This window comes from Actinobacillus seminis (assembly GCF_002263215.1).
Classification (GTDB): domain Bacteria; phylum Pseudomonadota; class Gammaproteobacteria; order Enterobacterales; family Pasteurellaceae; genus Actinobacillus_B; species Actinobacillus_B seminis.
The window spans coordinates 1-14,551 of record NZ_NLFK01000006.1 but is presented as its reverse complement, the minus strand read 5'-3'; the positions used below and the strand labels follow the sequence as shown (position 1 = coordinate 14,551).

At 40.5% G+C, this 14,551-nt stretch carries 9 protein-coding genes; 4 read left to right on the top strand and 5 right to left on the bottom strand.

The genetic code is table 11. The features are described from left to right. Positions 1–238: 238 nt before the first annotated feature. The 4 genes from rluC (at position 239) to clpX (ending at position 7,370) form a co-directional block, all read left to right on the top strand. Positions 239–1,219: a 23S rRNA pseudouridine(955/2504/2580) synthase RluC gene (gene rluC, locus CFY87_RS06805; protein ID WP_094946481.1), complete on the top strand. Its 981-nt coding sequence runs from the start codon at positions 239–241 to the stop codon at positions 1,217–1,219. Positions 1,220–1,481: 262 nt separating this feature from the next. Continuing rightward, a complete protein-coding gene (gene purL, locus CFY87_RS06800) occupies positions 1,482–5,378 on the top strand; it encodes a phosphoribosylformylglycinamidine synthase (protein ID WP_094946480.1) in 3,897 nt (1,298 codons plus the stop codon). Between the two features lie 162 nt (positions 5,379–5,540). Beyond that, a complete protein-coding gene (gene clpP / locus CFY87_RS06795) occupies positions 5,541–6,122 on the top strand; it encodes an ATP-dependent Clp endopeptidase proteolytic subunit ClpP (RefSeq protein WP_094946479.1) in 582 nt (193 codons plus the stop codon). A gap of 12 nt (positions 6,123–6,134) precedes the next feature. Then, positions 6,135–7,370: an ATP-dependent protease ATP-binding subunit ClpX gene (clpX, locus tag CFY87_RS06790; RefSeq protein ID WP_094946478.1), complete on the top strand. Its 1,236-nt coding sequence runs from the start codon at positions 6,135–6,137 to the stop codon at positions 7,368–7,370. Positions 7,371–7,842: 472 nt separating this feature from the next. Here clpX and CFY87_RS06785 read toward each other — a convergent pair whose 3' ends face one another. From CFY87_RS06785 to CFY87_RS06765, 5 genes are all read right to left on the bottom strand, one after another. Further along, on the bottom strand, positions 7,843–8,076 hold the full coding sequence (locus tag CFY87_RS06785; protein WP_094946477.1) for an AraC family ligand binding domain-containing protein: 234 nt from the start codon (positions 8,074–8,076) through the stop codon (positions 7,843–7,845). Positions 8,077–8,245: 169 nt separating this feature from the next. Then, positions 8,246–9,256, bottom strand: a complete 1,011-nt coding sequence (gene iolG / locus CFY87_RS06780; RefSeq protein ID WP_094946476.1) for an inositol 2-dehydrogenase — start codon at positions 9,254–9,256, stop codon at positions 8,246–8,248. A 1-nt stretch (position 9,257) separates the two neighbouring features. Then, positions 9,258–10,154 carry a myo-inosose-2 dehydratase gene (iolE, locus tag CFY87_RS06775; RefSeq protein ID WP_094946475.1) on the bottom strand — a complete coding sequence of 299 codons (897 nt, stop codon included), beginning with the start codon at positions 10,152–10,154 and terminating at the stop codon, positions 9,258–9,260. Positions 10,155–10,217: 63 nt separating this feature from the next. Then, entirely contained in the window at positions 10,218–12,158 is a 1,941-nt protein-coding gene (iolD, locus tag CFY87_RS06770) for a 3D-(3,5/4)-trihydroxycyclohexane-1,2-dione acylhydrolase (decyclizing) (RefSeq protein ID WP_094946474.1), read from the bottom strand. 505 nt (positions 12,159–12,663) lie between these two features. Then, positions 12,664–14,517, bottom strand: a complete 1,854-nt coding sequence (locus CFY87_RS06765) for an ATP-binding protein (RefSeq protein ID WP_094946599.1) — start codon at positions 14,515–14,517, stop codon at positions 12,664–12,666. Positions 14,518–14,551 lie beyond the last annotated feature (34 nt).

The following is a 14,551-nucleotide window of genomic DNA, read 5'->3' as shown; positions in this document are numbered from 1 at the left end:
ATGGAAATCGTTGAGTATCAATGTCTTATGCCATTCGCTGCATTGTCTTATGTTCAACGAAAATCTTGTTGATTTTTAAGTTGAAATTCAAACTTAAAAATGCAGTCTATTATCCACTGAACCGATTTATTTAGCAAGGTAATTCGCCAATTAATCGTTTGCATTGCTTAATCATTCGTTCAAACCAAATCAGGAATATGATATGATCACCTCTCATTTTTAGGCGGAAAAACAATTTATGACAACCGACAATTCAGAAAAAATTATCAATCCCTCGATAAACTCGATAAAAATGCTTACGATCAGTGAAGATGACAGCGGTCAGCGCATTGATAACTACTTATTAAGTAAACTAAAAGGCGTGCCAAAAAGTTTAATTTATCGCATTGTGCGCAAAGGTGAAGTGCGGGTAAATAAAGGTCGCATCAAGCCGGAATACAAATTGCAGCAAGGTGATATTGTCCGTATTCCGCCGGTGCGCATATCGGATAAAGCGCAACCTGTCATTTCAAAAAAATTAAATAAAGTCGCGCAACTTGAACAACAGATTATTTTTGAAGACGATTGTCTGTTAGTGTTAAATAAACCTTCCGGTATTGCGGTGCATGGTGGCAGCGGCTTGGATTTTGGCGTGATCGAAGCCTTGCGTGCATTACGTCCGGAAGTGCGTTTCTTAGAATTGGTACATCGCCTTGATCGCGATACCTCGGGTATTTTGTTAGTAGCTAAAAAACGCTCCGCCTTGCGCAATTTACATGAACAGTTGCGCGAAAAAACTGTACAAAAAGATTATCTTGCTTTGGTCAGAGGGCAGTGGCAGTCTCATTGTAAAGTGGTCAAAGCGCCACTTTTGAAAAATGAATTGACAGGCGGCGAACGGATTGTCCGAGTCAATGAACAAGGAAAACCATCGGAAACGCATTTTTCCGTAGAAGAACGCTATGCCAATGCAACATTAATTAAAGCCAGCCCGGTGACCGGCAGAACCCACCAAATTCGTGTCCATGCGCAATACGCCGGTCATCCGATTGCTTTAGATGACAAATATGGCGATCAGGATTTCGATCAACAGATGTCGGCACTTGGCTTAAATCGCCTGTTTTTACACGCTTTCTCTATTCGCTTTGAGCATCCCAAAAGCAAAGAAACCCTAGGTCTAAACGCCCCGCTGGATGATCAAATGAAAGGCATATTGAAGAAATTGCGAAAAAGTAAATAGAAAACGTCATTTTTCTTGAGTATGGCTAAAATTTTCCTCGAAATGACATTAAGCAGGCAAGCTACAAACAGTAAAATGGAAAGGGCAGTGCTTTTTATCCGGTTTTTAGAAACTTACAGCACGTGATGCTTAGAATACCATGAGTTATCAGAATACGACAGGATGTATTTGTATCCGCAAATAATCCTGCGCAAACGTTTTCGTTTTTTGTTAATTTCCTTTATAATAAACCTCATTTTTTAATCCGGCTCAGGTGAAATGTATGTTGCAGGTTGTACGCGGAGCTCCCGCTTTTTCTAAATTTCGTTTAAATCAATTAATGAACCGCCTAAATAATCAAGGTTGTTCAATTAAAGCTATTCATGCCGAGTATTTGCATTTTGCATTTCTTTCCGCTCCATTGTTCGAGGCGGAATCCGATCAGTTAATTGATTTATTGTATTATGGTCCAAATTTTGACGGGCACAGTATTGATGGGGAACGGTATATTGTCATTCCTCGTATCGGAACGATTTCTTCTTGGTCGTCAAAAGCGACAGATATTATTCATAATTGCGGGCTGGATAAAGTTGATCGTATTGAACGTGGTATTGCTTATTATGTTGAATATGAACAGCCAATATTTGATGATGAAGAAGATATAGTTAAGGCGGCGCTTTATGACAAAATGATGGAAATTGTCATTACAGATCCGGCAGAGGCCTATCAATTGTTTGAACAACCAGCGCCGAAGCAGTTTAACACAGTGGATATTTTACAAGGCGGAAAAATCGAGCTTGAATTAGCCAATGTGAATTTGGGCTTAGCATTAGCTGATGATGAAATTGATTATTTAATGGAAAATTTCACCGCACTTGGGCGCAATCCGACGGATGTGGAACTGTATATGTTTGCACAGGCAAATTCAGAACACTGTCGCCATAAAATTTTTAATGCCGATTGGATTATTGATGGACAAAAACAAGATAAATCCTTGTTTAAAATGATCAAAAATACCTTTGAAAAAACGCCGGAATATGTGCTTTCTGCTTATAAAGATAACGCGGCGGTGATGGAGGGATCTAAAGTCGGGCGTTTTTTCCCTGATAGCGACGGACAATATCGTTATCACAATGAAGACACACATATTTTGATGAAAGTGGAAACCCACAATCACCCAACAGCAATCTCTCCGTTCCCGGGAGCGGCGACCGGTTCCGGTGGTGAAATTCGTGATGAGGGTGCGACAGGACGTGGCGCTAAGCCCAAAGCAGCGTTAGTCGGTTTTTCTGTATCAAATCTTTGTATTCCGGATTTTCAACAACCTTGGGAAAATCCATTATCCAAACCGCGTCGTATTGCTTCCGCTTTAGAGATCATGACCGAGGGGCCGTTGGGAAGTGCGGCATTTAATAACGAATTTGGACGTCCGGCATTGCTGGGTTATTTCCGTACTTATGAGGAAAAAGTCAATAGCTTTGCCGGCGAAGAAGTGCGCGGTTATCATAAACCGATCATGTTAGCAGGCGGTCTTGGTAATATTCGCGCTGAACACGTGCAAAAAGGCGAAATTCCGGTTGGGGCACATTTGATTGTATTGGGCGGACCGGCAATGAATATCGGTTTGGGCGGTGGTGCGGCATCTTCCATGACTTCCGGTAAATCAAAAGAAAATTTGGATTTTGCTTCTGTTCAACGTGACAATCCGGAAATGGAACGTCGTTGCCAAGAGGTTATCGACCGCTGTTGGCAATTAGGGGATGATAACCCGATTTTATTTATCCATGATGTGGGCGCTGGCGGTTTATCCAACGCTATGCCGGAATTAGTGCATGATAGCGGTCGTGGCGGTCGTTTTAAATTGCGTGAAATTCCAAGTGATGAACGCAGTATGTCACCGTTAGAAATTTGGTGTAACGAATCGCAAGAACGCTATGTGTTAGCGGTATCACAAGAAGGATTGGCAACGTTTAAACGAATTTGTCGTCGTGAGCGCGCACCATTTGCGGTTATCGGCGTGGCAACGGAAGAAGAACATTTAAGTCTATACGATATTTATTATGACAATAAACCGATTGACGTGCCAATGAATGTATTATTAGGTAAAACACCGAAAATGCTACGGGATGTACAGTCAAAAAGCGTGAATAATTTACCGTTAAAACAAGATGAGATTAATTTAAAAGAAGCCTTGCGGCGTGTATTGCGTTTGCCGGTAGTGGCGGAAAAAACCTTCTTGATTACCATTGGAGATCGTTCAGTAACCGGTATGGTCGCACGCGATCAAATGGTCGGACCTTGGCAAATTCCCGTATCCGATTGTGCCGTCACCACAGCCAGCTTCGATAGCTATTATGGCGAAGCTATGTCCATAGGCGAACGCGCGCCGGTGGCGTTATTGGATTTTGCCGCATCAGCACGTTTGGCTGTCGCGGAAAGTATTACCAATATTGCCGCAACGAATATTGGCGATATTAAACGTATCAAATTATCGGCAAACTGGATGTCCGCGGCAGGGCATGAAGGCGAAGATGCCGGATTATATGCTGCGGTGAAAGCAGTAGGCGAAGAACTTTGTCCGGCGTTAGGTTTAACCATTCCGGTGGGCAAAGACTCTATGTCAATGAAAACTGCTTGGTTAAATGAATTTGGTGAAAGAGAAAGTGTCACCGCACCTTTATCTTTGGTGATCAGTGCCTTTGCACGAGTGGAAGATGTGCGTAAAACCGTTACGCCACAATTAAGATCCGATAAAGGACGTTCCCGTTTGTTGTTAATTGATTTAGGTGAAGGACAAAACCGTTTGGGCGCAACCGCGCTGGCACAAGTGTATAAACAATTGGGTGATAAACCTGCGGATGTTGTCAATGCGGAGACCTTGAAAAATTTTTTCAATGCAATGCAAGTCCTTGTACAACAACAAAAATTGTTAGCATACCACGATCGTTCCGACGGTGGTTTAATCGTGACATTAGCAGAAATGGCATTTGCCGGTCATTGTGGTATTTCCGTGGATATTAGTGCGTTGGGTGATGAGGATTTAAGCGTCTTGTTCAACGAAGAATTAGGCGCAGTTATCCAAGTCAATGACAGTGTATTAAACGAGGTGCGCAACATTTTAACTCAACACAATCTCATTCATTTAACCAAAGAGTTGGGAGAAATTGTGAAGGAGGATTTATTTGAAATTACTCGCAGCACCAAAGTGTTATTGCAAGAAAAACGTTCCGAATTACGCGGTATTTGGGCGGAATTAACCCACAACATGCAACGTTTACGCGATAATCCCGAATGTGCGGATCAAGAATTTGCCAGCAAAAAAGCACCGGAAGACAAAGGACTTTCTGTGCATTTGACTTACGATATAAATCAGGATATTGCCGCACCTTATATCGCCAAAGGCGCTAAACCGCGCATTGCCATTTTGCGTGAGCAAGGGGTGAACAGCCATTATGAAATGGCAGCGGCATTTGATCGCGCCGGCTTTGACGCCATTGATGTCCATATGAGCGATTTACATCATTGTCGTCACCATTTGCAAGAGTTTAACGCCTTGGTTGCCTGTGGCGGTTTCTCTTATGGTGATGTATTGGGTGCCGGCGGTGGTTGGGCAAAATCTATCCTATTTAACACCGCACTTCGCGAGCAGTTTGAGAAATTCTTCCAGCGAGAAGATACGCTAGCGTTAGGCGTATGTAACGGTTGTCAAATGTTGTCGCATCTAGCGCCGATCATTCCGGGGGCGGAAGCCTGGCCACGTTTTGTGCGTAATAAATCCGAACGCTTTGAGGCACGAGCAGCAATGGTGAAAATCAACCAAACCGATTCTTTATGGTTTGACGGGATGGCGGGTTCGCATATGCCGATTGCGGTGTCGCACGGTGAAGGTCGCGTGGAGTTTAAAGATGCACAACAATTGGATTTATTACGTGCGCAAAATCTAATTGCCGCACAATATATTGATAACCAATTGCAACCAACTGAATGTTATCCGGCGAATCCGAACGGTTCGATCGACGGAATTACTGCGTTAATCAACCAAAACGGACGTGTTGCAATTATGATGCCACATCCGGAACGAGTTTTCCGCGCAGTGAGCAATTCTTGGTATCCGGAAGATTGGAGTGAAGACGGAGCTTGGATGCGTTTATTCCGCAACGCGCGCGTGGCGTTAAAATAATCAAGCGTCAACTTAGATCATAAAATAGCACAAAAGTGCGATCAAAATGACCGCACTTTTCTTTTTAGCATCATCAAGCACATAGATTTCATTTAGGCAAAAACGGATTTTTCAGGTAGAATAATCAGATGTGAAAATTTTGAATAAGAAATGGAGATAAAAATGAGTTTAATCCCTATGGTTGTTGAGCAAACCTCACGCGGCGAGCGTTCTTATGATATTTATTCCCGTTTATTAAAAGAACGTGTGATTTTTTTAAGTGGTGAGGTCGAAGATCATATGGCGAATTTAATTGTAGCGCAGTTACTTTTTTTAGAATCGGAAAATCCGGAAAAAGACATCAATATTTATATTAACTCTCCCGGTGGTTCGGTGACTGCGGGTATGGCGATTTATGATACGATGCAATTTATTAAGCCGGACGTGCGCACCTTATGTATCGGTCAAGCTTGTTCCATGGGGGCTTTTTTGTTAGCTGCAGGTGCTGCCGGTAAACGGGCAGCATTGCCGAATGCGCGCGTGATGATCCATCAACCATTAGGCGGTTTCCGTGGTCAAGCCTCGGATATTCAAATTCATGCACAAGAAATCCTAAAAATTAAGCATGCTTTAAATGATCGTTTGGCGTTTCATACCGGTCAATCTATCAAGAAAATTGAGCGCGATACGGATCGGGATAATTTTATGTCGGCACAAGAAGCTAAACTATACGGTTTGGTGGATGATGTGTTGGTTCAACGATAGGGTGAAATAAGCATGACTATGGAGAAAGATCTGCATTGTTCTTTTTGCGGTAAAGAACAAAAAGAAGTTGAGAAATTAATTGCCGGTACGTCAGGCTATATTTGCAACGAATGTATCGAATTATGTCACGATATGTTGAGCAATGAAGCGGAAACACCGGCGGAAGAAGAAAGCGGTATGTTGGCAAAATTACCAACGCCACACGAAATTCGCGCCCATTTAGATGATTATGTTATCGGTCAAGATCATGCGAAAAAAGTATTGGCGGTAGCGGTATATAACCATTATAAACGTCAACGCGCGGCGCATAAAATTGATAACGTAGAGTTGGGCAAAAGTAATATTTTGCTGATTGGTCCAACGGGCAGTGGGAAAACCTTATTAGCGGAAACCATGGCGCGGATGTTGAAGGTGCCTTTTGCTATGGCTGATGCAACCACTTTAACTGAAGCGGGTTATGTGGGCGAAGATGTAGAAAACGTGCTGCAAAAATTATTGCAAAGTTGCGATTATGATATTGAACGCGCGGAGCAAGGGATTATTTATATTGACGAAATCGATAAAATTACGCGTAAATCTGAAAATCCCTCAATCACCCGTGATGTGTCCGGCGAAGGTGTGCAACAAGCCTTGTTAAAATTGGTGGAGGGAACCATTGCTTCCATTCCGCCACAAGGTGGACGCAAACATCCGCAGCAGGAAATGTTAAAAATCGATACATCTAAGATTTTATTTATTTGCGGCGGGGCATTTGCCGGATTGGATAAAATTATCGAAAAACGCGTACACGTAGGCAGCGGAATCGGTTTTGGTGCAGAAGTCAAAGGCGAGGCCGATAAGGCAACATTGACGGAATTATTTAACCAAGTGGAACCGGACGACTTGATGAAATTTGGTTTAATTCCAGAATTTATCGGGCGTTTGCCGGTGATCGCGCCGTTAAGCGAGTTGGATGAAGAAGCACTAATCAAAATTTTAACCGAACCGAAAAATGCGCTAACTAAACAATATCAAGCGTTATTTAATTTAGAGGATGTGAGTTTGGAATTTACTCAGGAGGCTCTGGTAGCGATGGCGAAGAAAGCCTTAGAACGTAAAACCGGTGCACGCGGATTGCGTTCCATTGTAGAAAGTTTGCTATTGAATACCATGTATGATCTTCCATCCTTGGGGAAATTACAGAAAGTAGTGGTCACCGAGTCCAGTGTAATGAAAAACGAACCTCTCATATTGGAGTTTGCGCAATAAGATTGTAGAAAAGAGTGATCATTCATTTATCTGCCCCCGAAAGTTGGGCTGACTTTCCAAGCGATTAAGGTGCAGATTTTTACAGAAACATCTTTAACCACATTGATCCCCTCAAACAGGTAATCAATGAAGATGTGCGTTACTACAATAAAGAATGAATTCAATTAAAACTAAAAAGACTGAGTTCAATACAATATCAAGCTCAGTCCTTTAAATAGTTTCCCTGTTCTTAGTCAGATCACTTTGCTCCGCACTTTTGCTTAAATTGTCCCGCTCATATTTTTATTTGCACAATAACTCTTTCTCGATAATCTCTCTCGTTCTCGGCGCTTCCACCTCCATTTTTTCAGGAAAACTGAACATTGGCATACAAGCAATACTCTCGCCGCCAACCGAATAAGTGCGGTTAGCGAAATCGCTAACAATTGTTCAATCATCATGTGTTTATCACCACTGGAAATCACTGGGCGCTTCAATATAAAACAACCGATTTTTTCCATGCCTTTAATATGTAAATCTCGACCATGTCAGAATTCAATTCTGACATTTCATCATGAATAATATCGCGATTAAAAATAAGAATATCGTCCGGTTTGGTATGATATTTAACATCGCCGATTAAATGAATCCCTCGCCCTTTAACAATAAATACGATTTCAAGACGATCATCATGCTTGTGCAAGACTCGAGGAAAATTCTGTTGCATGGTTTCTGTATTACATAAATGAAATAATTGCGGTAAACGATTATTCTCAAAATAGAATGTTTATTTTCTTCAAGAAGATATTGCAGCATCAGCACCTCCTTTTACAATTTATATTATCCCACATACAAAAAAGGCACGTTATTCACGTGCCTCTGATTGTCTGATAAAGTTAAGCCACTTCGCTTAATTTCACCGGACGTCCTTCATCCAACGATTTTTTCGCTGCAATAGCAATTAATACAGGTTGTAAACCATCGTTACCATTGACTAAAGTTGGTTTGTTATTGACCACCGAATCCACAAAGCACGCCATTTCGTCTGCAAAAGATTGCATATAACGTTCTAAGAAGAAATATTTTGGTTTTTCCGCAATCACGCCAGCTTCACAAGAATACACCGCTGTGGAGTCTGTATCGTTGCGGGTCTGAACTGCACCTTTTGAACCAAATACTTCGGCACGTTGATCATATCCATAAACCGCTTTACGACTGTTATCAATCACCGCAATTGCACCATTAGCCAATTTTAAGGTAATCACGGCGGTATCAATATCGCCGGCTTTACCAATTTCAGGATTAACCAAAACGCCGCCTGCCGCATAAACTTCGATTACTTCACTACCAGAAAGATAACGAACCATATCAAAATCATGAATGGTCATGTCAAAGAACATTCCACCGGAAACTTTAACATATTCAATTGGCGGCGCATCCGGATCGCGCGAAGTGACGCGAATTAAATGTGGCTCGCCAATGTCACCGTTTGCTACTCGAGTTTTAATTGCTTTAAAGTTGTGGTCAAAACGACGGTTAAAACCGACTTGGAACTTCACGCCGGCTTTTTCCACTTCAGCTAATACTTCTTTAATACGACTTACATCAGCATCAATCGGTTTTTCACAGAAAATATGTTTACCCGCTTTCGCCGCCGCAATAGAAATCGGCGCATGAGTATTGGTTGATGAACAAACTAATACCGCATCAATTTCCGGATCTTGTAAAATTTGATTATAATCTTCATAAACATGAGGAATGCCCATTCCTTGCGCCCATGTTTTCAATTCATCAGTGACACGAACATCCGAAATCGCTTTAATCTCCGCTCCTTTTACATATTTAGTAATACTTTCAGAATGTACTCGACCAATACGACCTGCACCAATAATACCTACTTTAATCATGTTAAACTCCTGCAACTTCACGAATGTATTTACGACCTTTTACCGCATATTCGAACGGATTCGCTAACGCCGGATCTTGTTCGGCTTCGACGACCATCCAACCTTTGTAATTGTGTTTATCCAAAATCTCAAAAATTGGTTTAAAATCAATCACACCATCGCCCGGTACGGTGAAAGTACCTTTTTTCACACCTTCCAAGAAGCTCAAATCGTTGGCCTTCACTTCCGCCACAACTTCATCACGCACATCTTTTAAGTGGACATGTACAATACGATCCACATATTTTTCCAACACTTGCAACATTACTTCTTGGCTACCTTCAGAATAGTAAATATGACCGGAATCGAATAACAAATACACATCATCATTCGTAATTTCCATATATTTATCAATTTCTTCTGGTGTTTGAATACCCGTACCCATATGGTGATGTAAAGACACTTTCATGCCTTTTTCTGCGGCTAATTTAGCTAACTCGTTATATCCTTCCGCCAATAATTGCCATTCGGCTTCAGTGAAAACGGTTTTTTCTTTAAAGATCGCTTTTTTCTGTCCTTGAATACTTCTGCTTTGTTCAGAGCAACCAATCACTTTTGCCCCCATGGCATATAAAAAGTCACGATGTCTAATAAATTCGGCAATAGTTTCTTCTTTTTTACCGTTAACAAAGAAGGTACTAAACCAAGCATTACAAATTTGAATACCGCGAACATCCAGTTTATGTTTCAATACCTCTACATCACGCGGATATTTATTACCCACTTCACAGCCGACGTAGCCTGCCAACGCCATTTCACTCACGCATTGTTCAAAAGTATTCTCCGAACCTAATTCAGGCAAATCATCATTTGTCCAACCAATCGGCGCAATGCCCAATTTCACGTTTTCAGCTTTCATATTGTTGTCCTTCTATAAGAATGATTAAACTGTGTTTAGCAGGCATCATGCCCACCGCATAAATTAATAACGTCTTGCTTCGTCAATTCGTTTCACTGAATTTTCATAGGCTTCACGAATCGTTTCTTTTTCAGAAACTTCCGCCACCCCCACATGCCACCAACTGCCATAACCATGTACCATGGTTTTTGGTAATACTTTTACATCAATCAATGTAGAAACAATTTGTTTTTTCGCATCTTCCAACGCAAAACGTAATTCTTCTTCATTGGTCACTTTGTAGGTTTTACAACCGTAAGAGGCAGCATTCATAGCAAAATCTACTGGTACAAAAGCCCCATCCAGTTGGTTGGTTTGCTCGTTTCTAAAACGGAATTCCGTACCAAAACTGTCCATGCCATTACCGATTTGTAAATTATTAATACAACCGTTAGTCATATTATCAAATAACACCACATTAATTTTTTTCTTCTCTTGAACAGATGTTACCAATTCAGAATGTAACATCATGTAAGAACCATCACCCAACAAAGTATAAACATCACGTTGCGGCTCTGCTAATTTCGCACCTAACGATGCCGCAATCTCATATCCCATACAAGAATAACCATATTCAAGATGATACGTATTAACGCCTTTTGATTGCCATGTCCGTTGTAAATCACCGGGAAGACTGCCCGCTGCGCCAACAATCACATCATTTTCACCTAAGGTTTCATTTAAAATACCTAATACACGACTTTGCGTTAAACAAGATTTAGTCAACTCAATAAATTCAGCAAATACTGCGTCTCGATTTAAGCGGTCATTAACTTCAGGCACAAAATCTTTGCCGGTATAAGTAGCGTGATATACGCGCTCTAACTCCTGTGTAAATTGTTTTTTCGCCTCTGCAATTTGCTTACCCCATTGTGCTTGATAGCCTGTTGTCGCTAAAAGTGCGGTCAATTTTTGCAATGTTTCCTTCGCATCAGCGGTCACTTGTACCCCATCCAATTTATACGCATCAAAACGTGCCACATTAATGTTCAAATAGGCAACATCCGGGTTTTGGAAAATCCATTTAGATGAAGTAGTAAAATCCGTATATCGCGTACCAATACCAATCACTAAATCCGCTTCTTTAGCCAGTAAGTTTGCAGATAAGCAACCGGTTTCCCCTACACCGCCAACATTTAATTCATGCTCGGAAATCACCGCACTTTTCCCCGCTTGGGTTTCAGCAAACGGAATACGATAGGTTTCAGCGAAAGCTTTTAATTGTTCCGCCGCTTCAGAATAACGCACACCGCCGCCACAAATAATCAACGGTTTTTTCTTGCATTGGATTAATGCTAATGCATCTTGTAACATTGGTTCCGTTGGTAATGTACGCTCAATGCGATGAATACGTTTTTGTAAAAATGATTCAGGAAAATCATAAGCTTCTGCTTGTACATCTTGCGGCAAAGCAATGGTTACCGCACCGGTTTCCGCCGGATCTGTCAATACGCGCATGGCATTAATACAAGCACTCATCAATTGTTCAGGGCGACTTACACGATCCCAATATTTACAGACAGCACGAAAAGCATCATTCGTACTAATACTTAAATCATGGGTTTGCTCAATTTGTTGCAAGACCGGATCGGGTTGACGAGTTGCAAAAACATCCCCCGGCAATAATAGAAGTGGAATACGGTTAGCCGTAGCAGTCGCCGCGGCAGTAATCATATTTGCCGCCCCCGGACCGACGGAAGAGGTACAAGCATAAATCTGCTTACGCAATTTTTGTTTGGCAAATCCTATCGCCACGTGTGCCATTCCTTGCTCATTACGCCCTTGTCGAACAATAAGACCGCCACAATCTTGCTCCAGCGCTTGTCCTAAACCCAGCACATTTCCATGTCCAAAAATACTAAAAATGCCCTCTACAAATTTAGTGACCTTACCATCAAATTCGATATATTGATTATCAAGAAATTTTACTAATGCTTGTGCTACAGTAAGTCTGACGGTTTTCATATTCATCTCCTAACAAAGTAACTCACTTGGTTTTGCAGTATATAATCACATTTTTATTCCAAATGAAATACAAATGAAAAATAAATTTCATTTTTGTGGCGATGATCAAATTTTTGCAAAAATTTTTTGAGAAAAAGGCTACTTGAGAAATGTTTTGCTGTCAAAAATACAATTTGTAACAGAGAGATGCTGAACGCTTAAGAGGCTGTCTCAGTTTGAAATATTAATTTCAAAACACCAAAAAATGATTGTACTTTAATTTGCGGTCATTATAAAAAGAAGGTTATTTCGATTTAGCTCTCGCAGCCAATATCATAGTGAGAACAAAGGCGCTAATGAAAGCAATTAATAAACCGATATCTACCTAAGGTTAATGATACGAAATAAAGTAAATTCCAACTAAAATGTTTAAGCTGCTACGGTGGAAACAAAATAAAATTCGCTCACAGCCTCTAAATATCAGAGGTTGATAAATATTAACCGACTTTTTAATTTACACAACCTGTTACTTGCCAATTTTATTTAGCCAATCGGCTAATTCTTCTACATCATGAAGCCAGGATTGCGTAAGTTGGTTAATCCATTCATCAATATGGACCTCCCATTTCGGCAATTCTGAATTTTGTGCTTCGGATGCTACTTTTTGCAAACGTTTCAAGCCGACAGATGCCGCGGCGCCCTTAATTTTATGCGCAATGGAAGCGACTTCTTGGTGTGTTTGATGATCTTGGAGATAGATTTGATATGCTTGAGATAATTCTGCAAGGTAACTCGGCATTGTTTCTTTAAACAACTTCAAATTCTTATACACAAATTCGCCACCCAAAATATCAACCAATTCTTTAATCATCACATAATCGACAACTTCGTCATCGGAAGTTTCGGGGTCTGGTAGCGGAACATCTAAAGCAAGAGTTTCGTCAAAATGTGAAGAAAAACATTGTGCTAATTCATCTAATAAAATCGGTTTGCGTAACACATCATCCATACCTTTTTGTAAATATTCCGATTTATCCTGCATAACATTGGCAGTAAATGCTACCAATGGCGGTAAAAAGTCATATACGCCGTCCTCATAATTACGACGTAAATGTGCGGCAATATCAAAGCCGGACATATCAGGAAGTTGAATATCCAATAAAATCAAGTCGTAATAATTTTGTTCAAATTTTTGAATGGCTTCTTTACCGGTCATAGCCACATCAACATTATGCCCCAATTTTTCCAATAGAGATTTTGCTACAATTATATTAACTTCAATATCTTCAACTAACAAAATCGTCATCGTTTGCGATCCCGACGCTTGAGTATCGTATGGTTTATTCACTTCCTCTGCGCGAATGATCAATGTAAATGTTGAACCGTTACCATATTCACTATAAGCTTTAAGATCCCCCCCCATTAATTGCGCTATAGTTTTTGATACCGCAAGCCCAATGCCACTTCCGCCGTATTTGTGTTCGCTGGATTTAACTTGATAATACATTTTAAAAATATTATCCAACTCCTCCACAGGAATACCAATCCCCGTATCCGAAATAAAGAAAGCATATTCCGTTTCAGAAACACGTTTCACATCTAAACGAATACTCCCTTTGAAAGTAAATTTCACCGCGTTATTAATCAAATTCCATAACACTTGGCTTAGTCTTGCACGATCCAACATTAACCAATGTGGTAAATTTGCTGCAAAATGAAAATCAAAATGCAATCGCTTTTGTTCTGCTAAGAGCATCGCAAAATTAGTGATATCATTTAAGAAACTATATACATCCACTTCTTTTACATTTAATTTAATGCTTTGCGCATCAATTTTTTGTAAATCAATAATGTCGCTGAAAATATGCCCAAGGGAAATCGCGCTGACATTAATGGTTTTCAAATAGTTACGCTGCTGCTCATTCAATTGTCCATCAAGTAATATTTGACTTAAGCCGATAATTCCGTTCAGTGGTGTTCTTAATTCATGGCTAATCGTCGCCATAAGTGCGGTCTTATCTCGATGATTTTTTTCCAGATCACTTAGTGCAATGGATAATTTTCGCTCCGCCACTACGCGTTCAGAAACCTCTTCTCTTAAATTTCCAACTAATTTGGCTAAATTAAGGCGTGATTTTTCTAATTTTTCAACTAACAGTGTAAAGAAATAGATCACAAAAGGCGCGGAAATTAAACCGAATACGATAGATCGTACAATATCATCCCAATAAATTCGCCCAATAATACTCAAACTGATAACGATTTGAGTACACAGCGCAAAAATAGCAAGAACGCTAACCCCTAACAACGAAAATTTCAATTTTCCTAAACGAACAACCCATTCAACGTATTTTTGTGCAAAATATCTTAAACTTCTCATAATCATGTCTCTAAAATGTCAATATATGTATTCT